Source organism: Acinetobacter lanii, from assembly GCF_011578285.1.
GTDB lineage: Bacteria > Pseudomonadota > Gammaproteobacteria > Pseudomonadales > Moraxellaceae > Acinetobacter > Acinetobacter lanii.
Genome location: NZ_CP049916.1, coordinates 1,148,998 through 1,170,134, shown reverse-complemented (window position 1 = coordinate 1,170,134; position 21,137 = coordinate 1,148,998). Strand labels below are relative to the sequence as shown.

At 40.7% G+C, this 21,137-nt stretch carries 22 protein-coding genes; 9 read left to right on the top strand and 13 right to left on the bottom strand.

Features of this window, described 5'->3' with window-relative positions; translation table 11 throughout:
• Positions 1-53: 53 nt before the first annotated feature.
• The 3 genes from G8D99_RS05400 to G8D99_RS05390 all read right to left on the bottom strand — a co-directional run bounded on the left by G8D99_RS05400 (position 54) and on the right by G8D99_RS05390 (position 2,438).
• Positions 54-548, bottom strand: coding sequence for a SixA phosphatase family protein (locus G8D99_RS05400; protein WP_166323336.1), 495 nt, complete (start codon positions 546-548; stop codon positions 54-56).
• A 125-nt stretch (positions 549-673) separates the two neighbouring features.
• Positions 674-1,747 (bottom strand): NAD(P)H-dependent glycerol-3-phosphate dehydrogenase, encoded by a 1,074-nt coding sequence (locus tag G8D99_RS05395; protein WP_166323334.1) that lies wholly within the window; start codon positions 1,745-1,747, stop codon positions 674-676.
• 115 nt (positions 1,748-1,862) lie between these two features.
• Positions 1,863-2,438, bottom strand: coding sequence for a nitroreductase family protein (locus G8D99_RS05390; protein ID WP_166323332.1), 576 nt, complete (start codon positions 2,436-2,438; stop codon positions 1,863-1,865).
• 229 nt (positions 2,439-2,667) lie between these two features.
• Between G8D99_RS05390 and G8D99_RS05385 the strand changes: the two genes are divergently transcribed.
• On the top strand, positions 2,668-3,048 hold the full coding sequence (locus tag G8D99_RS05385) for a hypothetical protein (RefSeq protein WP_166323330.1): 381 nt from the start codon (positions 2,668-2,670) through the stop codon (positions 3,046-3,048).
• 91 nt (positions 3,049-3,139) lie between these two features.
• Here G8D99_RS05385 and rhlB read toward each other — a convergent pair whose 3' ends face one another.
• Together rhlB and G8D99_RS05375 are read right to left on the bottom strand one after the other, a co-directional pair.
• Entirely contained in the window at positions 3,140-4,291 is a 1,152-nt protein-coding gene (gene rhlB / locus G8D99_RS05380) for an ATP-dependent RNA helicase RhlB (protein ID WP_166323328.1), read from the bottom strand.
• Between the two features lie 108 nt (positions 4,292-4,399).
• Positions 4,400-4,612, bottom strand: coding sequence for a cold-shock protein (locus tag G8D99_RS05375; RefSeq protein WP_004822370.1), 213 nt, complete (start codon positions 4,610-4,612; stop codon positions 4,400-4,402).
• Positions 4,613-5,000: 388 nt separating this feature from the next.
• Between G8D99_RS05375 and G8D99_RS05370 the strand changes: the two genes are divergently transcribed.
• The 5 genes from G8D99_RS05370 to G8D99_RS05350 all read left to right on the top strand — a co-directional run bounded on the left by G8D99_RS05370 (position 5,001) and on the right by G8D99_RS05350 (position 7,839).
• Positions 5,001-5,225 (top strand): sulfurtransferase TusA family protein, encoded by a 225-nt coding sequence (locus G8D99_RS05370; protein WP_166323326.1) that lies wholly within the window; start codon positions 5,001-5,003, stop codon positions 5,223-5,225.
• A 149-nt stretch (positions 5,226-5,374) separates the two neighbouring features.
• Entirely contained in the window at positions 5,375-6,244 is an 870-nt protein-coding gene (gene rpoH, locus G8D99_RS05365; protein WP_166323324.1) for an RNA polymerase sigma factor RpoH, read from the top strand.
• A gap of 178 nt (positions 6,245-6,422) precedes the next feature.
• Positions 6,423-6,788, top strand: coding sequence for a DUF423 domain-containing protein (locus G8D99_RS05360; protein WP_166323322.1), 366 nt, complete (start codon positions 6,423-6,425; stop codon positions 6,786-6,788).
• 56 nt (positions 6,789-6,844) lie between these two features.
• Positions 6,845-7,042 carry a sulfur carrier protein ThiS gene (gene thiS / locus G8D99_RS05355; RefSeq protein WP_166323320.1) on the top strand — a complete coding sequence of 66 codons (198 nt, stop codon included), beginning with the start codon at positions 6,845-6,847 and terminating at the stop codon, positions 7,040-7,042.
• An 11-nt stretch (positions 7,043-7,053) separates the two neighbouring features.
• Positions 7,054-7,839: a thiazole synthase gene (locus G8D99_RS05350; RefSeq protein ID WP_166323318.1), complete on the top strand. Its 786-nt coding sequence runs from the start codon at positions 7,054-7,056 to the stop codon at positions 7,837-7,839.
• Between the two features lie 80 nt (positions 7,840-7,919).
• Here the strand turns inward: G8D99_RS05350 and G8D99_RS05345 are convergent, their stop codons facing one another.
• Positions 7,920-8,531, bottom strand: coding sequence for a glutathione S-transferase N-terminal domain-containing protein (locus G8D99_RS05345; protein WP_166323316.1), 612 nt, complete (start codon positions 8,529-8,531; stop codon positions 7,920-7,922).
• Between the two features lie 227 nt (positions 8,532-8,758).
• Here G8D99_RS05345 and G8D99_RS05340 point away from each other — a divergent pair, with 227 nt between their 5' ends.
• Both G8D99_RS05340 and trmB read left to right on the top strand, forming a co-directional pair.
• A complete protein-coding gene (locus tag G8D99_RS05340; RefSeq protein ID WP_166323314.1) occupies positions 8,759-10,201 on the top strand; it encodes a SulP family inorganic anion transporter in 1,443 nt (480 codons plus the stop codon).
• A 158-nt stretch (positions 10,202-10,359) separates the two neighbouring features.
• Positions 10,360-11,076: a tRNA (guanosine(46)-N7)-methyltransferase TrmB gene (gene trmB / locus G8D99_RS05335; RefSeq protein WP_166323312.1), complete on the top strand. Its 717-nt coding sequence runs from the start codon at positions 10,360-10,362 to the stop codon at positions 11,074-11,076.
• Positions 11,077-11,137: 61 nt separating this feature from the next.
• Here the strand turns inward: trmB and G8D99_RS05330 are convergent, their stop codons facing one another.
• The 6 genes from G8D99_RS05330 to G8D99_RS05305 all read right to left on the bottom strand — a co-directional run bounded on the left by G8D99_RS05330 (position 11,138) and on the right by G8D99_RS05305 (position 17,826).
• Entirely contained in the window at positions 11,138-11,944 is an 807-nt protein-coding gene (locus G8D99_RS05330) for a Rossmann-like and DUF2520 domain-containing protein (protein WP_166327557.1), read from the bottom strand.
• A gap of 94 nt (positions 11,945-12,038) precedes the next feature.
• Positions 12,039-13,064 carry a DUF1311 domain-containing protein gene (locus G8D99_RS05325; RefSeq protein WP_166323310.1) on the bottom strand — a complete coding sequence of 342 codons (1,026 nt, stop codon included), beginning with the start codon at positions 13,062-13,064 and terminating at the stop codon, positions 12,039-12,041.
• Positions 13,065-13,200: 136 nt separating this feature from the next.
• On the bottom strand, positions 13,201-14,766 hold the full coding sequence (locus G8D99_RS05320) for an OmpA family protein (RefSeq protein WP_166323308.1): 1,566 nt from the start codon (positions 14,764-14,766) through the stop codon (positions 13,201-13,203).
• Between the two features lie 258 nt (positions 14,767-15,024).
• Positions 15,025-16,260, bottom strand: coding sequence for a dihydroorotase (locus G8D99_RS05315; protein WP_166323306.1), 1,236 nt, complete (start codon positions 16,258-16,260; stop codon positions 15,025-15,027).
• A gap of 10 nt (positions 16,261-16,270) precedes the next feature.
• Complete coding sequence (locus G8D99_RS05310) at positions 16,271-17,287, bottom strand: aspartate carbamoyltransferase catalytic subunit (protein WP_166323304.1); 1,017 nt, start codon at positions 17,285-17,287, stop codon at positions 16,271-16,273.
• A gap of 182 nt (positions 17,288-17,469) precedes the next feature.
• Complete coding sequence (locus tag G8D99_RS05305) at positions 17,470-17,826, bottom strand: hypothetical protein (protein ID WP_166323302.1); 357 nt, start codon at positions 17,824-17,826, stop codon at positions 17,470-17,472.
• 295 nt (positions 17,827-18,121) lie between these two features.
• Between G8D99_RS05305 and rlmKL the strand changes: the two genes are divergently transcribed.
• Entirely contained in the window at positions 18,122-20,326 is a 2,205-nt protein-coding gene (rlmKL, locus tag G8D99_RS05300) for a bifunctional 23S rRNA (guanine(2069)-N(7))-methyltransferase RlmK/23S rRNA (guanine(2445)-N(2))-methyltransferase RlmL (protein WP_166323300.1), read from the top strand.
• A 115-nt stretch (positions 20,327-20,441) separates the two neighbouring features.
• On the opposite strand, the gene G8D99_RS05295 is transcribed toward rlmKL, so the two are convergent.
• Positions 20,442-20,795, bottom strand: a complete 354-nt coding sequence (locus G8D99_RS05295; RefSeq protein WP_166323298.1) for a hypothetical protein — start codon at positions 20,793-20,795, stop codon at positions 20,442-20,444.
• Positions 20,796-21,137: the final 342 nt, after the last annotated feature.

Genomic DNA, 21,137 nt, shown 5'->3' with positions numbered 1-21,137 from the left:
TAATTTTGATCTACCGTGTAATTTACTTGTTTTTGTATGCTTGCATTATTCCATTATGCATTAGGAATGAAAGACTGGATTTGTGTCGACAGCCCATTGGCAATCACTGTTTGTTGATAAATACGTGCTTCAGCCAAATGAAATGAATGAAAATATTCATGAGTTAACTGCTCAGCCATATGTGCAACCACATTCATATGACAGACCACCACAATATTTTCAAACGGCAATTGACTGAGCCATTCGATCGCATCTTTGGCATTATCATCAGGTTTAATGTTGTCACAGATTAAAGTCGCAACATGTGGGAAATATGCCTGAATATGTGCCAAAGTTTCTTGCGCACGTAACAATGGACTCACCACAAAAATATCGGGCTGATCATCATTGTGCAGATTGCCTTGATTTTTTGGGTTCAAGAAATAAGAATTTAAATATTCTGCCGTTTCTTGGGCTTGAGCATGCCCTCGAGCCGTCAATGGTCGCTTTTCGTCTTGACCATTTAATGCAGGTGCTGCTTCGCCATGACGAACAAGTGTCAATTGCATGTGTTGATCCTACACGTATTATTCCATTTTATTATGCTATATCGCTGTAAAGCGACGCGCCTAAATTGACGAATATACTTTAACAGCTTCGTCAATCTCAGCGCATTTCATCTGCGATCAAAATATCATACTTTTTGATGAGGCAATACAAATTCCACATCACTACGATGACCATTTTTCATTAACGACACTGCAATATTTAAAGGTGGTGCCCCTTCAAAAATCACCTCATAAAGCGCGGTAGTGATTGGCATATATACATCCAGTTCTTTGGCACGGGTATTGACCTGCACAATGGTATTGATCCCCTCTGCGGTTTGACCCAATTCTTGTGTGGCTTGCTCTAAGCTTTTACCCGAACCCAACGCAAAACCAACTTGATAATTTCGGCTCAGTGGACTGTTACAGGTGGCAAATAAATCACCCACGCCCGACAATCCAAGAAAGGTCAACGGATTGGCACCGAGTTTGACTGCAAAACGGCTCATCTCCGCCAAAGCACGGGTCAAAATCATACTTTTGGTATTTTCACCGACTTTATAGGCCGCTGCGATACCCATTGCCACAGCATAGATATTTTTTAATGCGCCACCGAGCTCAACCCCATGCACATCATCACTGGCAAAGACACGGAACAAAGCGCTATGCAGAGCGCTTTGTATTGCTGAGCGAACTAACTCTGAATCACTGGCAATCACGGTTCCTGCCGGCATACCGCTCATGATTTCTTTGGCCAAATTTGGACCTGACAACACCCCATAAGGCACTTCAGGCAATTCTTCGCGAATAATATCGCTCATAAAACTAAAGGTTTTTGCCTCAATGCCTTTGGTCAGCGAAATCACCGCTTGCGCACTAATAAAGGGCTTAATTTGACGCAGTACATCACGAAATGAATGGCTTGGAATCGCCACCAAAATAATGTCACGGTCACGCACGGCGTGTTCCAAATTTGACTCAGCACGTAAGCCCGCTTCTAACTGAAAATCAGGTAAATAACGTCGATTAATATGGGTTTGATTAATTTCATTGGCAATCGCTTCATCACGAATCCAAATCATGGTGTCACAGCCATTTCTTACAGCGGTATTGGCCATGGCTGTACCAAAACTTCCCCCACCCAATACCGTCACACGTAACGCTGTTTTATGATTGACTGCAACTGGACGAACCAAATCCGTAAATTTCAATTCCGACATTTATTTTTATCCTAAACTCGTTGTTTACTTCTCAAACTCAACACTTAAATGCACTTAAATTTTAAACACAGTCACATGCTGAGCTGATTAATCCTTGTTCATATATGCAACATAACTAAGGTGCCCAATAAGAAACATTGGCCTTGGTATCTATCTCATGGCGTGGCGGAATCGCTTTCACCGCAGTCCCAATATAAATAATCCCTGAAATCAAATCGTGCGCTTGCAAACCCAATTGTTGCTTAAACAGTTGTGACTCGACCACAGCACCACTACGCCACATGGTTGAAAAGCCTTGTACTTGCAAAGACAACAAGAAGTTTTGAATGGCTGCCCCAGTACTTAAGGTTTGTTCGAACTCAGGGACTTTGGCATGTTCTTGAAAACGTGTTACTGCAAGCACCAATAATGGTGCGCGAAAAGGATGATTACGCACGCGATCTACTTGCTGTTCATCTTGCATGCCCGTATCACGAATCGCATCAGCCAACACCGCCCCAAACGCTTCACGTTGCTCAGGGGGCACAATAATAAAATGTGTCGGCTTTAATCGATGATGATCAGGTGCCGTCATTGCTGCTTGAAATGCCATTTCTAATTGTTCTGCATTAGGTGCTGGCTCAACTAAATGACCAATGGACTGACGTTGATGAATATTGTCATGCACTGCATGTAGAGAAGAATCTGACATTGACGAATGATCTGTAAGAAAACGGATGACTTAGCTTAGCATAAACCTCGAAAGCATAAAGTGCGAAAATGAGCGCTCAACTTGAATTAACCGTTACAGATTTAAGTAAAATCACAGTAAAAGCATAGGAAAACGCAAATCTTATACAAAGACTCCTGACTTCATTCATCACAACCCGCTAGCATATGATTCATATTTAATTTTTTATATTTTAAGATTGGGAATCCAGATGAAAAAGACTCTTAGCCTTTGCGCAGTTGCTGTAAGTACTTTGATTTTAACCGCTTGTGCATCTACCCCTACAGAAACTTTGGCGATTCAAAATGCTAATAATCAATATGAAATTTCAGGTTTAGGTAAAACTCAAGTGATTGCCAAAAATAATGCGATTTCAGCTGCCAATAAAACCTGTGGTAAAAATGCCACCCCCGTTTTGGTCAGTGAAAAAACCGAATATAACGGTGCGTTAAAAGGCGTTGTCGATGAAAAAACCGGACAAATGGTCACTGCCGCAGCCAGTGTACTCGGCACTGTTTTAGGCAAAGGTACTGGCATTGAAAAAGACACCGACTATCAATCTTTAATAACCTTTACTTGCCGTGCAAGCTAATCAATTAAAAACTTAGAAAATAAAAAAGTCCCGTATTGGGACTTTTTTATTAACCTGCAAAACTTAAATTATTCTTGCTTCGCTTCAATGATTAGCAATAGCCATCTAAACGCGTGAGTGGAATTTTTTGACCAATGGCTTTCTCAATTTCCGGTAAATAGAACGCATCATCTTCAGACAAGAAACTGATACTCACACCACGGCTACCTGCACGACCGGTACGACCAATACGATGCACATAATCATCAGATTGTTCAGGCAAAGTGAAATTCACCACATGCGATACGCCATCGACATGAATACCACGCCCTGCGACGTCTGTTGCAATCATGATGTTGTGCTGACCATTTTTAAATTGATCAAGCATTTTGGTGCGTTTGTCTTGCGCAATTTCACCGGACAACATTACCACTTTATAGCCATCACGTTTTAAATGATCATATAGTTTACGTACCTGATCACGACGATTGGCAAAAATCATGACTTTTTCGATCGGCTCATCACGTAGGATTTCTTGCAAGAGCTTGTATTTATCTGCTTTACCGACCACATAGACACGTTGTTCAACGTCTGCATTGGTTTTCTTTTCAGGTTCAATTTCAACCGTCACTGGTTCAAACAACCATTGCTGTGCCAAATTTAAAACATCATAGCTAAAGGTTGCAGAGAACATGAGCGTTTGACGTTGTTCTTTACGCGGTGAGAAACGCACAATCCGTTTTACCGATGGGATAAAGCCCATATCGAGTAAACGATCTGCTTCATCAATAACTAAAAATTCAATTTGATCGAGCCAAACTTCTTTTTGTTCTGTGAAATCAATTAAACGACCTGGTGTTGCCACCAAAATATCGACAAAACCTTGATCAAGCTGTTTCTTTTGCTTGTCAAAATCGACACCACCGACCAAAGTCACCACATTTAAGTCAGAAAATTTGGTCAGATCACGTGCATCATTTTCAATTTGAATCGCCAGTTCACGTGTCGGTGCCAAGATTAACGCACGTGGTTCACCACGAAAACGTTGCGTGGTCACAGGATTGCTAAGCAAATCATTGATGATACTCACCAAAAATGCTGCAGTTTTACCTGTACCTGTCTGTGCACGACCAATTGCATCATGCCCCGCCAAAGTATACTTCAATACTTTTTCTTGAATGGGGGTCATTCCTTTAAACCCTAAAGCATCAATCGCTTGCTTAAGTTGCGGATGTAAATTAAGGGTTTCGAAACCAGATGACATATATACGTGCTCGATGTTCAAATTTTAAATATGAGTGATCATTATAAACAAAAAACGCCCCAATTCATCAAAATTGGAGCGTTATCATCATTTTTTAGAAAATGATAATTAGTCTAAAGGCTGAACTTCTTCAGCTTGAAAACCTTTTTGACCTTGTACAACGCTGAATTCTACGCGTTGACCGTCACGAAGTGAACGGTGACCGTCGCCTTGAATTGCACGGAAATGAACGAATACGTCATCACCGCCAGCGCGTTGAATGAAGCCAAAACCTTTAGTATCGTTAAACCACTTAACTACGCCTTGTTCGCGAGCTGTCATAAGTTAATCCTCAGTTGGTAAGAAAAGGGACCACCCGGTGTTGCAAACAGCAGAGCTAAACAAAGTTTTAAAACATTTTTGTATTTCAAAGCTTGTAATCATTCTGTAAAACTATTAACAAAATCCCGGTTACATCCATTCATACATAAGGCTTAGAGAAAAAATATCCCTATTCCAATCCTTAAGTACGCAACGAGCTTAACACGGGTTTATTACAATTAATAGAGAAATTTTTGCAATTTATCTCACAATAATTCGTATATATATCACCCAAATAGCTTTACCAAAGCTGCTATTAAATTAATTTTGTAGAAATTTCACAAAATTTTTAAGGCGCAAATCGGAATTTGTTAGAATACAGTCAATAACAACTTGGTTTGTCCAATTAATGACCTTACCCATTGAAATCGATGCCTTGGGAAAACCCTGCCCAATGCCCCTGCTGTTACTGAAGAAACAGTTGAAAAAAACACCGGATCTAAAACAGTATCTATTGAAGGCTTCCGACCCCAATAGTCAGATCGATATTGCACGTTATTGCCACATACATAGTTATCGCTTTCAATTGGAAAAAATATCTGCCAGTGAATTTCATTACTTGATTGAAACTTAATTATTTTCAATTAAACTAAGCTGATGCATAAATTGTGCTCAAGTGAAATAAAAATTACATTTCACTACCCAAATTTCCTTAATTATGTTGCTTATTCGAATTAAGATGACACTATTGGTTTTACAACGCTTATCCAACAAGGAGAACACATGACTGACAGCAGCAATCAATTGATGCCCCTGTCATTGTCTGCGCCTGGGGTAAATCTTGGTGCTTATATTAGCACGGTGAATCAAATACCAATTTTGACAGCTGAACAAGAAAAAGAGTTGGCTGATCGCTATTTTTACGATCAAGATTTAGATGCAGCGAAAATGTTGGTGATGTCTCACCTGCGTTTTGTGGTGCATATTGCGCGTAGTTATGCAGGCTATGGCTTACCACAAGGCGATCTCATCCAAGAAGGTAACTTAGGCTTAATGAAGGCCGTCAAACGTTTCGACCCGAATATGGGTGTGCGTTTGGTGTCTTTCGCTGTGCATTGGATCAAAGCTGAAATTCATGAATATGTGATTCGCAACTGGCGTATCGTCAAAATTGCGACCACCAAAGCGCAACGTAAACTGTTTTTTAATTTGCGTAGCCTTAAAAAGTCCAGCAAAAAACTGACACTTGATGAAGCCAAGTCGATTGCCAATGACTTGAATGTCACTCCTGAACAAGTGTTAGAAATGGAAGGTCGTTTAACCGCCTATGATGCAGCATTTGAAGCACAAGGCGATGACGATGATGAAGGTTCAACTTATGTTGCCCCTGCACTGTATTTAGAAGACAATCGTTACGACCCGGCGCGTTTGGTCGAAGAGGAAGACTACGAACAACAGAGTACCTCTGCGCTACATGACGCGATGGATCAATTGGATGATCGTTCACGTAATATTTTACAGCGTCGTTGGCTCGATGATGATAAATCCACTTTGCATGAGTTGGCGGCTGAATATAACGTCTCTGCGGAGCGTATTCGTCAACTTGAAAAAAATGCGATGGATAAAATTAAAGTGGCAATGTCATCCAATTAATATGCATTGCATTTAAATCGAATTTTGTACATTGAATTCAATAAAAAAAGGGCGTCAGCCCTTTTTTTGTGCCTACAGCATTTGACTCAGTTGCACATGCAATCGGCTTTTTTTGCTCTTAAAACTTGGTGCTGATCATGCTATGGTTGGATGCATATTTAGTTAATCAACGTTCATTATGTGGATTGCAATCTCAGCATTAAACTTAGCCCTTGCGGTGATGCTCGGTGCCTTTGGTGCGCATGGTTTAAAAGCCAAAGCTTCAATTGAACAACTGGGTTGGTGGCAAACCGCAACTGATTATTTCTTTTATCACGCACTCGGGTTATTGCTGCTTGGCATCATGGCCAAAGTGATTCCTCAGATTCCAATTAAAGCCAGCTTCATGCTGATTCAAATTGGCATTGTATTTTTCTGTGGCTCACTCTATGTCATGGCTTTGGGCTTACCTCGGATTTTGGGTGCGATTACGCCGATTGGCGGTGCACTGATGATTGCAGGCTGGTTAGTCTTGGCTTGGCATGCTTTTAAATATGCCCGATAAATTTTAAAAATAAGAATTTCAAAGTGCTTTAAAGCACCTCATTAGGGATGCTCAATATGATGATTTATATCAATGGCGAACTTCAACAAACCGAGTGCCAAAATTTATTGGCATTGGTACAAGAGCTGTCGCTTGAAGACAAACGCTTTGCTATTGAAATGAACGAAATGATCATTTCTAAAAGCAAACTTAGTCTTACCCCGATTGCTGAGTTTGATCGTATTGAAATCATTCATGCCGTCGGTGGCGGTTAAAAGGAGCAGTCATGGAAGATTCACCGCTGATTATTGGTTCTCGTCAATTTTCTTCACGTCTCTTGGTCGGAACAGGTAAATATCAAGATTTACATGAAACCGATCTAGCGATTCAAGCCAGTGGCGCTGAAATTGTGACTTTGGCGATTCGTCGGGTCAATATTGGTCAAGATCCCAATCAGCCGAATTTACTCTCAGTGATTCCACCTGAAAAATACACCCTACTGCCCAATACTGCGGGCTGTTTCGATGCCAAGACTGCGGTGCGTACCTGTATGCTCGCACGTGAACTACTGGATGGTCACAACTTAGTCAAGCTTGAAGTGTTGGGGGACGAAAAAACCTTATATCCCAATATCGTCGAAACACTCAAAGCTGCAAGGACATTGATTGATGATGGTTTTGAGGTGATGGTGTATACCTCTGATGATCCGATTGTGGCACAAGAACTTGAAAGTATGGGCTGTGTGGCGATTATGCCATTGGGTAGTTTGATTGGTTCAGGCTTGGGAATTTTAAATCCACATACCCTCGCCATCATTAAAGAAAATGCCAAAGTGCCTGTATTGGTGGATGCGGGTGTCGGCACCGCCAGTGATGCCGCGATTGCGATGGAGCTCGGTTGTGACGGCGTGCTGATGAATACTGCCATTGCAGCCGCACAACATCCGATTTTGATGGCCTCTGCGATGAAAAAAGCGGTGGAAGCGGGGCGTGAAGCCTATTTAGCGGGGCGTATGCCGCGCAAACGTATAGCTAATGCCAGCTCACCTGAAACCGGTTATTTCTTTAAATAGTCCTTTTCAACTAGCGAAGATTAAAAAAGGACGCTCGAGCGTCCTTTTTCATGTGTGAACTGTTCGTTCAATCTAAGCAATTAAGGAATGAGTCCTTCATCGCGCATTGCAATCTGCACCGATTGACGTTCTGCCACTTTATTGCGTATATGAATCACATTTTTATAAGGGCTTAAATCATGTTCAATGCCGTTCGACCAATTGGTCAGTACAAATAAGTAAGCATCCGCAGGACCAAAGTTGTCATCCACTAAATAGTCATTGTCTGATTTTTCAATCGCTTGATCAATATACGTCAGTAAACGATCAATTTCAGCATAGGCTTTTTCTTTTGCTTCACCTGATAATGGCGCACCAAAGAATACCGCATAAGCATCATGCAGTTCTGAGTTTAAATATCCCAGCCATTCTAAGACCTTAGCACGCCCTAAACCTGAAGGTGGAATTAAATCTTGTTTGGGATCGTGTTGTGCCAAGAATGGTAAAATCGCTACATTTTCAGTCAGAATCAAGCCAGGATTGATCTCTAAAGCAGGCACATAACCTTTGGGATTAATCTGAAAATAATCATCGCCCTTTTCAGTTTGATGGTTTTTCAAATCGACTTTTACCAAGTCAAAATCGACATTAATTTCATTTAAAATAATATGTGCAGCCAGTGAACATGCGCCTGGCGAATAATACAACTTCATAGATTGTCCTTGTTATTTAACGTCGTTATGTCTTCTCTATCAGTTTTAAATGGCTTATCAACTTTTTTCAAGTTGAACTGCTTTTTTATTTGCGAATATGCGTAAAGCTTTAGTGATTGAGCTTAAATATTCAATCATTCAAGGCTATTTTCAAGCAAATTGTTCTGCATTTTGGCAAAGACTTGCTTTAAGATACGCTCCATTCAAAATTGTATAAAAGGTTTGCAGTGATTAGTCTGAAAAAAGAGGAATGGTTCTCTAACATCCGTACCGATGTCCTTGCTGGTTTGGTGGTCGGTTTGGCGTTGATTCCTGAATCCATTGCATTTTCAGCCATTGCAGGTGTAGACCCTCAAGTCGGTCTTTATGCCTCTTTTTGTATTGCCGTGAGCATCGCTTTTTTTGGTGGGCGTCCTGCCATGATTTCAGCAGCCACCGGTGCGCTAGCTTTATTGATGATTACCCTGGTTAAAGAACACGGTCTACAGTATTTACTCGCGGCCACCATCTTAACTGGTGTAATTCAAGTGATTGCCAGTTATTTTAAAGTGGCCAAGCTGATGCGCTTTGTGTCGCAATCTGTGGTGTATGGCTTTTTAAATGCTTTGGCGATTTTGATCTTTACCGCACAGTTGCCTGAACTGAGCAAAATGGACAGCACCGCCTACCTTTTTGTAGTGTTGGGTTTAGCGATTGTGTATCTGTTTCCTTATATACCGAAAATCGGTAAGGCGATTCCATCTCCACTGATTTGTATTGTGGTGTTAAGTGTATTGGCCATGGTTTTGGGTGCAGATATGCGTACCGTGAGCGATCTCGGACATTTTCCCGATACATTGCCGATTTTTTTAATTCCTGAAATTCCGCTGAATTTTGAAACGCTGAAAATTATTTTTCCTTATTCAATCACTTTAGCGACTGTGGGCTTACTCGAGACCATGATGACCACCACCGTGGTCAATGAAGTGACCCAAACTGACAGTGACCGCCATCAAGAATGCCGCGGTCAAGGGATTGCCAATATGGTCAGTGGCTTTATGGGTGGTATGGCGGGTTGTGCCATGATTGGTCAGTCGATTATCAATGTGTCTTCTGGTGCGCGTACCCGTTTATCGACACTGGTTGCAGGGGTATTTCTACTCTGCTTGGTGGTGTTCTTAAAAGATTGGTTGGCGTATATCCCGATTGCGGCATTGGTTGCGATTATGATTATGGTGGCATTCACCACTTTCCAATGGGGTTCAGTCAAGCAATTCAACAAGCATCCTCAACAAAGTAATCTGGTGATGATTGCAGTCGTGATCATTGTACTTGCCACACACAATTTGGCTTTGGGGGTTTTGGTTGGCGTGATGTTGTCGGCTTTATTTTTGGTCAATAAACTGGAAAGTGCAGTCAAAGTGCAATCAAATCTATTAACGCCTGATCATCGTGTTTACCAAATTCAAGGTCAAATCTTTTTTAGCAGTGCAGAAAAATTTTATCAATTCTTTGATTTTAACGAGCAACTCAAGCACGTCAGTATCGATCTGAGCCAAGCACATATTTGGGACATTACCTCAGTCAATATGCTGAAAAGTGTGCAAGCAAAATTCGAAGCGAAACAGATTCAAGTGCAATTGATCGGGATGAATGAAGCGAGTCGCACCTTGATCGATCAGGTGAGTTAAGACCTTTCAATCACAATTTACCTATCATCGGGAGGTCATTCACTTTTAAAAACCTCCTTTTGATTTTTGAAGCGGATCAGATTCACGATGAAAAAAGTTTGACTTGATGGTCTCAGGTCTTAAAATACCGCATTCGAATTTTTTACATTTGCCAATTTATGTCGAACGAACCATTAGACCCGCAAGTTGTAGAACTAGACAACTTGAACGAGCACCGTGAAATTGTGACCTTTATGCGTCGTTCTTCTCCGCTAAACACGTCACAACGTACTGCACTTGAGCAATATGGTCATATGATTTTGGAGTACCCGGTTGGTGACTTACGTCAGCAATTTGAGCATCCAGAGCGTCCTTTGACAGTAGAAATCGGTTTTGGCATGGGTCGTTCACTGGTGCTTATGGCAAAAGCCAACCCTGAACGCAACTATGTCGGGATCGAAGTGCATGTACCGGGGATTGCACAGTGTGTTTATGAAGCAGGTATGGCTGGTTTAAGCAACCTTCGTCTGTTAGATGCCGATGCGATTCAAGTACTGCGTGAAATGCCGGACAACAGCATCAATGCGATTCAGCTTTACTTCCCTGATCCATGGCAGAAAAAACGTCATTTTAAACGTCGCTTTGTATCACACGATCGTATGCCATTGGTTGAAGAAAAGTTAGAATTGGGCGGTACTTTCCACTCTGCAACAGACTGGGAACCGTATGCTGAGTGGATGCTGGATGTTCTAGATAATCGTGAGCGTTTAGAAAACTTGGCAGGTAAAGGCAACAGCTATCCTCGCCCAGATTGGCGTCCACAAACCAAATTTGAACGTCGTGGTTTAGAAGAAGGTCATAAAATTAACGACTTCTACTTCAAAAAAATCAAATAAATCGATTTAAAAAAAGAGCTTCTAATGAAGCTCTTTTTTGTACTGATACATAGCAAACAGATTAATGATGTCGCTTTAAAATCTGATCACTCATCAAGGCATAAACCTGACTTAAATCCTGTCGATCCGCGTGTTCAAGCATGTGTGTATGCATGCTCATAATGTTCTGATCTCCACGCATGGCAGGTCCAGTTTGCATCTGCATTGGATCATTTTGCGTGGCTTTTTGTGCCGTTTCTAATATCAGTGGATAGAGCAAGCTAAAATCGACCTGCTCGGCATCCACCACTTGTTTGGCTATGTCATAACAATAGTTAGTAAAATTACAGGCAAATACAGCGGCCAAATGCAAACTTAAACGCTGGGCTGAATCATAGCAATATACGCGCTGACTGAATTGTTCTGCCAGCACCTGTAAGATTTCTAAATCTGGATGCTGTTTTGCCTCCACAAACAGCGGCGTAGCGTTCCAGTCGACGGCTCGCTCTAGACTAAAGGTTTGCAGTGGATAAAACACACCCACCCGCTCATGGTATTGCGCCAAAACATTAAGATGGGTTGAGCCTGAGGTATGCACAATCAAGCAATTTGGGAAGTGCCCTGTTAACTCCTGAATCACTGTCGCGATAGACTGATCACTCACCGCAATAATCAGCAGATCAACATCGGACTGCATCTCCTCAATCTGCGCACACGCACTGGCATTGACCTGCTGTGCCAACTGCTCAGTTTTATCGAATGATCGACTATAAATATCGATAATTTGATGTTTCACTTTGAATGCTTGTGCCAAATGGGTGGCGACTCGCCCTGCCCCAATCAAACTGATCCGCATACTGTTATTTCCTGTTAAACTTGCACACAGCATGCCAATAAAAAAAGGACGAATCAATTCGTCCTTTTATCTGATGCTGAATATTTAAATGTTTAAGCGTGCACTTCAGGCAATAGCTGATCTTAGCTTAGTTAAATACGTTATTTAAATAGACAATACGTTCATTGCTGCGCTGCGTAAAACATTTATCGTATTGCATTTGTGCATTTTGAGCAGTCATTGCATCATCCCAATACTCATATTGTTTTTGGTAGGTTTCACGCTCACTTTCAGACATATCGTAAACACGTTTTTGAGAAATCACTTTACAATCGACGTCACGCTTTTCAAACCAATCCGATTGGTCTTGTTGAAGTTGTGCTTTTTGTTCATCACTAAAGCGATCCCAAGTCTGATTTAAACGATCAACGACTTTTTTCTTGTCATCTTCCAATTCCTTTTTACGAATATCCATGGCTTTCTGTGCAAGCTCAGTCTGTTCAGCATTCTGCATACTGCTATGTTCTTGATTGACACGGATTTGCGCATTTTCATTCACATAGGCTTCATATTGCACCGCTTTTGTGGTGACAAAGGCAACCGCCTCGATCACTGCATTTTGATGCTCTGCACTTAGGGTATAGCCTTCTTTATCGGTTTTTAACACATCAAATTTAAAGTTGCCTTTAATGAGATCGTTGTCAATGCTCAGCGCCACTTCACGCGCTTCAAGATAATCATTTAACGATGAATAATCTTCTCCATCACACTCTTCACAGTCATTGTGTTGTTCCAAATAGGCATTTTCAGCACGTTTTTGCAGACCTTTTGGAAAGTTCACCACCACTTGACCTTCACACTCCAACTGCGAAGTCGCTTTAGGGTCTTGGGTAATGGTACGAATATTTTTAATTTGGAATTTCAACCCATCATTGATGGTTTTGAGTAAAGCTTCATCGGCTTGATAATGACGTGAGTTTCTTAAGCTCTTCTCCACTTCTTTGAGATATTCTTGTTTGAGGAAATCTTGCAGATCATTCAGATGTTCTTGATTGGTACAACTCCAAGCAGCGTCACTGGCTTGCACGGTTTCATCCTTTTGAGTTTTGAATTTATCACATCCTCCTAAACTTAAAGATGTCGCTAACACACTCATTATAAAAATCTTATTCATTTATGTGACCTTGTTGTCATTATTTTCTGCATCATTAAAGCAAAATCTTATTCTTTTTACGACTCTCTATAACAGAAAAACCTCAATAATGAGGTTTTTCTGATGAAATATAGCTGTATTCAATCCAGCCTGAGGCTTAATTTTTCTCTGTCACTTTTTCACCATCCACTGTACGTTGTGTACCTGTTTCGGTATTGGTCACTTCAAATGCAATACGACGGTTTTTAAACTTGCCTTCTTCAGTGGTGTTTTCAGCGATCGGTTCATCTTGACCTAAACCAACTGCACTCAACTTACTCGGATCTACACCTTTAGAAACCAAATAATCCACCACAGCTTGCGCACGCTCACGTGAAAGTTCTTTATTGGCATTTGCATCACCGGTATTGTCGGTATGCCCTTTCACCGTTAACTGAACATTCGGTACACGATTCATAAGTGCTGCTGCCTGATCCAATACCGATTTATTGATATCCGGAATGTCATCTGAACCCGTAGCGAAATTAATGATTTGTAAATTTAATGCCGTTGCGATATCAATCGGTTTCACTTGATCAGGATTAATGCTTGCTAAAGCTTTTTCTGCATCGCTGACACTGGTGTTCACAGCGCTATTCACATCAATGCCTTGCTCTGTTTTCACCGTTACATTAGGCACAAGTCCTTTAATCTTGTCTGCCAGTGCTTGGGTTGCAGCCGCATCTTGACCTTGTAGTGAAATTTCATTACCTGTCCAAGTCAAGGTGGTGCTTGGCACACCTTTTAACAATTTCAGAATACTGGATAAACCATTTTGATCAACCAATTCAGCGTTATATTGATTGCTTGAATCAATCCCACAACCGACAGGATGATTAAACAAAGACTTTACTTCTTTTTGGATAATGTCGGTGAAAGATGGATTGCCAATACGTGCCTGACACGTCACTAATCCGCCTGAAGCATCGGTACTCAGTTCAAAGAATGCAGGTTGTGCCACAGGATCAGCCACTGCAGTCGATGCCGGTACTTGATCGGCTTGAACCGGTTCATCTTTTTTATTGCAGTAACGTAGTAAAAGCCCGACCAAAATCGCCAAAAGAATCAGCCCCAATATTGGCCCCAATAAACTTGATTTTTTTTGCTCAGGTTCACGTGGCGGAATATTGGAATGGCTTGGCGGAACTTGAGTCGGTGCCACATGCGATGATGTGGTGACTGGCGTACTCAATGGCGTACTGTTCACGCCAGAATCCGCTGCTGCATGCGTTGCAAAAGCACCGAGACCTAAGCCGCCTAAAATTGAAGTCGCCCAAACTGGCAATGCTCCTTTAATGGTATCGGCATGTTGTTGCAAATAGTGTGAGATTGAATGCGGATCTTCACTGCCTGCCAGATCACCTAATACCCCTAAAGTTGGCGCAATAGAATGATTTAACAAAGTTTCAGTCTCTTGTTTAGAGACAGCCGGTTGAATAGAGTCGAGTAGATTGTCTTTTAAAATTGGATTACTACCAAACAGATCACCTAAGCGTGGATTCAGACTGCTTTGTAAGCTTGAAATCAGATCCGGTTTGGATTTTAAAATGGTCAGTAGAATCGGCAAAAAAGTGGCGATGGCTGTACTTTTCTGAGCAACCACACTCGGTTCTTGTTCAGTTGAACCGTGTTGATTGAGAACGATCGGAATAATACGGTCTTTTAGAATCTGTATTAAATCCATTTGGTGACTCCTTTTTTATGATGCATTGTGTTTATTGTTGTTGGATGATCGAATCATTCTAAATTTTATTAAAACACAAGAGCATGGTATTTATGTATATTTTTTAATCTCATTGATGATTTTTTTCCTAAATTTTGACTTATAAAACAGCATCGGTTTAGATCAAATAATAAAAAAGCCAGCCGAAGCTGACTTTTAAAAAGGTTTATGCTGGGCACTTTAGATGACAGCAAAAACGTTCTACAACCATTTAAATACTTAGGCTGTAAACACCTGAATGACTTTACCTTTCAAGCGCTGACCCAATAACGGCGTATTTTTGCCTTGAGACAAAATTGCATCTTTGCTGAGTGTCCACTCAAGCTCAGGATCAAGCAACACCCAACCCGCCTCGTCTTGCCAACGCTCAACCATATTGGCGACTTTTGCCGCTGCAAGCGTCACTTTCTCCACCCATGCTAAAGGTTCAAACAAGCCTTCTTGAATCAGCTGCACACCCAAAGGTATATAGGTATCAAAAGCGGTCATACCCGGCAAAGTTTCAGCAAAAGGTGCAAGTTTTGCAGAGCTACTTAAAGGTTCATGATGGGTACAGATCGCATCAATCACACCATCTTTTAAACCTTGACGCAATAATTGTTTATCATTATCTGAACGTAATGGTGGACGCACATGTGCCAGTGAGTTAAAACCATCAATCAATTGTTCGGTTAAATGTAACTGATGCATCGCTACATCACAGGTGACTTTCAAACCTTTGTCTTTCGCAATTTTAATTAACTCAACCGAAGCACCACATGACAATAAGCCAAAGTGGGCTTTCACGCCTGTCGCTTCAATCATCAATAAGTATTTGGCGATCGCAATGGTTTCAGCCAACGCTGGAATCATCGGTAAACCTTGACGAGAGGCAATGAAGCCTTCATGTACACAACCATCTTTGGCAATTTGATGTTCTTCGGCATAGAACACCACCGTCATATCCAGACCAGCAGCATATTCTAAAGTACGAAGTACGACATCATCATCGGCAAACGGTGCATTGGCATTAGACACAGCCGTACATCCGCCTTTCTTTAAGCCCGCCATATTGGCAGGTTGATTGCCTTTTAAACCTTGGGTTTGTGCACCAATCACTTCAAGGTAAATACCACCATCCAGCATGGCTTTCTCAACCAAGCCATGGATTAAGGCGCCATTGTCTTGCACAATCGGTTTTGAATCAGGAGGTGTAAACACATGCAAAATCCCATTTTCACGTGCTGCACGACCTTCTGATTTAAGCGTACCATGTTGTTGCTGACCTGGCTCACGTAAGCGCGCACACAAGTCCACCATGGTGGGCATGAGCCATTTGCCTTGACCATCAATGCTTTCTGTCACATTTGCAGTTTCTGCAACCAATTTACCATTTTCAAGATAAACGGTTTTTACGCTATCCGTTTTTTGAATTGGATCCAAGACACGTACATTTTCAATTTTTACAATAGTCATGACTGATCCCTTATACCGCAATCGCTTCAATTAAACCTTTTTCTTGCAACTGACCTTGCATTGCCAAGGCCAAGACTGCCATACGTACTGCAATACCGTTGGTCACTTGGCGCAAAATCACATTTTGCGGACCATCGGCAATACTGGAATCAATCTCGACACCACGGTTCATCGGCCCCGGGTGCATCACGATACAATCCAGTTTTGCCATGGCTAAGCGTTCCTTGTTTAAACCATACATTTTGTAGAATTCGGCTTGAGATGCCAGTGCAGGCGAATCAATCCGTTCATTTTGAATCCGTAAGGTAATGATTACGTCGCAGTCTTTGATCCCTGCTTCCATGTCATTAAACAAACGAACCCCTTCACCATATTCTTCAAAGCCATAAGGCAATAAGGTATTCGGTGCCACCACGCGAATATCTTTACAGCCTAATGTTTGTAATGCTGCGACATCAGAACGTGCGACACGCGAATGTTTGATATCGCCAATAATCGCAATGGAAATGTCTTCAAAATTCTTTTTAGTCTCACGGCGAATGGTGAGCATATCGAGCATCGCTTGGGTTGGATGGGCATGACGACCATCACCTGCATTAATAATCGCGACATTTGGACATACCGTTTGCGCAATAAAGTGTGCAGCCCCTGAAGATGAATGACGTACTACAAAAATATCCGCCGCCATTGCTTCTAAGTTCCACAAAGTGTCACGTAGCGTTTCACCTTTTGAAGTACTTGAACGAGCGATATCAATGTTTAAAACATTGGCAGATAAGCGTTTTGCAGCCGCTTCAAAAGTGGTACGGGTACGGGTTGAGTTTTCAAAGAAGAGATTCATCACCGTGCGCCCTTCTAACAGTGGCGTGGTGATCAATTGGTTTTGATCGTTAAAGAAAGAATTGGCTGTATCTAATATTTTTGTCAGTGTTTCTTTAGAAAGACCTTCGATGGTGAGGAAATGTTTTAAATGCCCATCTTGGTTGAGTTGAATCTGGCTCGGTGAATGCAATGCCGCCAAGTGCATGAGAGATTCCTTATACGTTAAGTCAACGTATTATACAGAGATCATTTTGATTTGGCAGTTACAAAGCGTATTGATTGCTTTTTTATTACTCATCAATTATTAGAAAATATTATAATTATTTATTAATTTTCATTAATTTATTTTAAACATTTTTTATAAAATTGCGAAATAACAAATAATCATCAGCGCCAGTACACCTTACCATTTTTATCAAAAGTGACATATTCTTTCACAGTTTGTCTTTTACCATTTTTCCAAACCCGTGTCTGAATATTCACCTGAAACTTCCCATCATCTCTATACACCCATTCAATGGGTTTCGTTTCAACTCGGTCATAATAATCATTACGATAAAGAGCTAACTTGCCTAAATTCATACCTTCGACTTGGCTAATATCAATTTCTCGTAAATGCTGATCTTGCTTTATCAAAATTGTTACTTTGGTTTGTTTAGCTACATTTTTCGTATAAACCGCCAAAGTCTTATCGGCATTCCAAAATACATCTTTAGTAAGATTTGCCCACACATTACTGTGCATGAAGCAGAGTATCCATAAAGTAAAAAAAAGCTTTTTCATATATTTGTTTTTTAACTTATGTTGATGACAATTGAATCATAATCGCCAATCAGAATAGATCAAACTCAATCATTAACGTAAATTGTATGATTTATTTTTAATCAATCCTCTATTTTGAAGTCACCCTAACTTGACCAATTATTTATATAAATAAAATCGCTTCATAAAAAAACATCCCCTATCATTTTATTGATGCGGTTTTAAGTCTCAAAATACGTTAAAATATAAGATTGCTTGTTTGCTTTTGGAAAATTAAATGAATTTGAAACCACGTCTTTCTACATATTGGGTTACATGTGCAGATGGGCTTGAAACCTTACTTCAAGAAGAAATTGAAGCGTTAGGGGTTCAAAATATCGAACGGTTCCCAGGTCGTTTAGTTTTCAAAGGCACACTTGAAAGTGCATACCGTATTTGCATGTGGTCACGTTTAGCGTCTCGTGTACTCACTCCAATTCATACGCATGAAATTGAATTTAGTCATGATGCGCGTGATGTGGCAGAAGAACTCTATGAAGGCGCAAATAGCTTCGATTGGTCACTCATTTTTGCACCACAAAGTACCTTTGCTGTGCGTCTGCATATTGAACGTGAAATCAAAGTAAATAGTTTATTCGCTACTCTTCGTGTGAAAGATGGTGTAGTCGATTCGTTTATGGAAGCTGTGGGCAAACGTCCAAGCATTGATATTAAACAACCTGAAATTACCCTTTATGTATTAGCAGGTAAAACTGAACATACTTACTGCTTAGACTTGTCAGGTGATTCACTGCATAAACGTGGCTATCGCCATTACATGACCGATGCACCGATTAAGGAAAATTTAGCGGCTGCGATTTTACGTCGTGTAAAATTACAAGATTCAAATCCTGATATTTTCCTTGACCCAATGTGTGGTTCAGGGACATTCATTATTGAAGCATTGATGATGTTGACGGATCGTGCACCTGGTCTAGTACGTCGTTTCGGTTTCAATGGTTGGAATGGTCATGACCATGAGTTATGGATGTCGATTAAAGGTGAAGCAGCTGAACGTCATAAAGCTGCTTTAGAAAAACCACTGCCAAAATTCTATGCTTATGATGCAGATTGGGAAGCGGTAAAAGCGACTAAACAAAATATCCGTGCAGCTGGTTTTGAATCACTTCTAGATCGCATTCAAATTGAAGAACGTACCTTGGCAGATTGGCCTGATTTCCAAGCCGCAGGTAAAACGGCTGTGATCGTGACCAACCCCCCTTATGGTGAGCGTTTAGGTGACAAAGTGTCTAGCCGTGCGTTCTATTTAGGTTTATCGGGTTTACTACAAAAGCATTTCCCAAATCAAAAAACAGCGATTATTGCTGCGCAAATTGAGCAAGCTGACGTATTGGCAATTAAAGAGCCACAAACGCTGCGTTTGATGAATGGTAAATTGCCGATTTATATCCGTTCAGGTGAAATCAAACCTGCTGCGGTGGCTAAACCATTCTTAGCCGATTGGCAACCGCAACAATTTGAAAAAATTGAAGGTGCGGAAGACTTTACCAACCGTCTGCAAAAGAACATGCAGAACTTAAAGAAATGGGCAGTGAAAGAAGATATTTACTGCTTACGTATTTATGATGCCGACTTACCTGACTTTAACGTGGCGGTGGATTTATACGGTGACCGTTTACACGTTCAAGAATATGCGCCACCAAAAATTATTGATCCTGAAAAAGCCAAAAAACGTTTCAATCTTGCGTTAGCAGGGATTCGTGCCGTAACAGGTCTAGGTCGTGATGCGATCTTTATCAAGACCCGTGCTCGTCAAGAAGGTAAAACTCAGTACACCAAACAAAGTACGGCGTCTAAACGTTTTATCGTGCAAGAAGGTAAAGCTAAAGTTTTAGTGAACTTAACTGACTACCTTGATACAGGCTTGTTCCTCGATCACCGTCAAATGCGTCTACGCATTGCTGCGGAAGCCAAAGGTAAACACTTCTTAAACTTGTATAGCTACACTTCAACTGCCAGCTTACATGCGGCTTTGGGCGGTGCTGCAAGTACCACCAGTGTCGATTTATCCAATACCTATTTGAATTGGTCTAAAGAAAACTTTGTATTGAATGGTTTGACTGTCGATCATGCAGATCAACAGCACCAATTCTTTGCAAGTGATTGCTTTGAATGGTTAAAAGAAGGTCATGAGCAATATGACCTAATCTTTATCGATCCACCAACATTCTCTAACTCGAAAAAATTCCACGGGACTTTTGATATTCAACGTGACCATTTGTCATTGTTAAAACGTGCCATGAACCGCTTAACTACGGGTGGTACATTGTACTTCTCAAATAACTATCGTGGTTTTGAGTTGGATGATGAAATCAAAGCATTCTTTGACGTTGAAGAACTGACCAATGAAACCATTGGTTTAGACTTCAAACGCAATACCAAAATTCACCGTTCTTGGCGTATCCGCCACTTACAGGCTTAAACGTTTAAAGCTGTTTATTATCAATCAATTAAGCTCAGAATCACAATTGATGCTGAGCTTTAAATAAAATGTGTACTTTGTTTTATCGCAACATGAATTGGATCTAGGTTCAATGTTATTTTGCTTTATTGCCAAAGTGCACATTTTTGTTTTCATATCCGACTGTATAAATCACATGACTTTGCTTGGCTGGAATGTATTCTCGTTTCGCGACATTCAATAATTTTGCCGTGTCAGTTTTACGTTTCAATTCATAGTCCGATGTGGCATTTTCTTCTAAATTCTCTTTTTTAATTTGATTGGCTTGCTCTGTGGCTTTTTGATCATGCTTGACGCGTTGATCGGAAACCGGTTTCTGTGCCTCTTGTTTAACTTCTGAAATCAATGCTTCCGTTACTTTTGGATTCTCAACCCGTTGTTCTGCCAAAAATGCATCGGATTCAGCATACACACTAAATGCAGACACCATGCATAAGCTCATAGTTAGCCTAGTGATTAATGAAACTGCCTTTTTGTAATTTGTTAAATTTGAGTTAAACGCCCTATTTTTATTGTTAAATAAATATTTCATCTTAATACACCTTTATTCTGCTTTTGGTTATATAGATAACGTTTTTGATGGCTCATTATCAATCTCAAATTTACATTTCCGACAAACTGTTTAATTTTTATACACAATAAAATTATTTCATCACTTCATCAGACACTTTCATGCACATCTCACAGTTTTGCATAAGACATAAAAAAGCCTGACCGAAGTCAGGCTTTGTTTTTAGGCGATGATCAATACATTGAAACAGAACCTAAATAT

Bases quoted from the DNA above. Each gene is read 5' to 3' on its own strand.
- G8D99_RS05400 (WP_166323336.1), bottom strand. From the start codon at position 548: ATGCAATTGACACTTGTTCGTCATGGCGAAGCAGCACCTGCATTAAAT.
- G8D99_RS05395 (WP_166323334.1), bottom strand. From the start codon at position 1,747: ATGTCGGAATTGAAATTTACGGATTTGGTTCGTCCAGTTGCAGTCAAT.
- G8D99_RS05390 (WP_166323332.1), bottom strand. From the start codon at position 2,438: ATGTCAGATTCTTCTCTACATGCAGTGCATGACAATATTCATCAACGT.
- G8D99_RS05385 (WP_166323330.1), top strand. From the start codon at position 2,668: ATGAAAAAGACTCTTAGCCTTTGCGCAGTTGCTGTAAGTACTTTGATT.
- rhlB (WP_166323328.1), bottom strand. From the start codon at position 4,291: ATGTCATCTGGTTTCGAAACCCTTAATTTACATCCGCAACTTAAGCAA.
- G8D99_RS05375 (WP_004822370.1), bottom strand. From the start codon at position 4,612: ATGACAGCTCGCGAACAAGGCGTAGTTAAGTGGTTTAACGATACTAAA.
- G8D99_RS05370 (WP_166323326.1), top strand. From the start codon at position 5,001: ATGACCTTACCCATTGAAATCGATGCCTTGGGAAAACCCTGCCCAATG.
- rpoH (WP_166323324.1), top strand. From the start codon at position 5,375: ATGACTGACAGCAGCAATCAATTGATGCCCCTGTCATTGTCTGCGCCT.
- G8D99_RS05360 (WP_166323322.1), top strand. From the start codon at position 6,423: ATGTGGATTGCAATCTCAGCATTAAACTTAGCCCTTGCGGTGATGCTC.
- thiS (WP_166323320.1), top strand. From the start codon at position 6,845: ATGATGATTTATATCAATGGCGAACTTCAACAAACCGAGTGCCAAAAT.
- G8D99_RS05350 (WP_166323318.1), top strand. From the start codon at position 7,054: ATGGAAGATTCACCGCTGATTATTGGTTCTCGTCAATTTTCTTCACGT.
- G8D99_RS05345 (WP_166323316.1), bottom strand. From the start codon at position 8,531: ATGAAGTTGTATTATTCGCCAGGCGCATGTTCACTGGCTGCACATATT.
- trmB (WP_166323312.1), top strand. From the start codon at position 10,360: ATGTCGAACGAACCATTAGACCCGCAAGTTGTAGAACTAGACAACTTG.
- G8D99_RS05330 (WP_166327557.1), bottom strand. From the start codon at position 11,944: ATGCTGTGTGCAAGTTTAACAGGAAATAACAGTATGCGGATCAGTTTG.
- G8D99_RS05325 (WP_166323310.1), bottom strand. From the start codon at position 13,064: ATGAATAAGATTTTTATAATGAGTGTGTTAGCGACATCTTTAAGTTTA.
- G8D99_RS05320 (WP_166323308.1), bottom strand. From the start codon at position 14,766: ATGGATTTAATACAGATTCTAAAAGACCGTATTATTCCGATCGTTCTC.
- G8D99_RS05315 (WP_166323306.1), bottom strand. From the start codon at position 16,260: ATGACTATTGTAAAAATTGAAAATGTACGTGTCTTGGATCCAATTCAA.
- G8D99_RS05310 (WP_166323304.1), bottom strand. From the start codon at position 17,287: ATGCACTTGGCGGCATTGCATTCACCGAGCCAGATTCAACTCAACCAA.
- G8D99_RS05305 (WP_166323302.1), bottom strand. From the start codon at position 17,826: ATGCACAGTAATGTGTGGGCAAATCTTACTAAAGATGTATTTTGGAAT.
- rlmKL (WP_166323300.1), top strand. From the start codon at position 18,122: ATGAATTTGAAACCACGTCTTTCTACATATTGGGTTACATGTGCAGAT.
- G8D99_RS05295 (WP_166323298.1), bottom strand. From the start codon at position 20,795: ATGGTGTCTGCATTTAGTGTGTATGCTGAATCCGATGCATTTTTGGCA.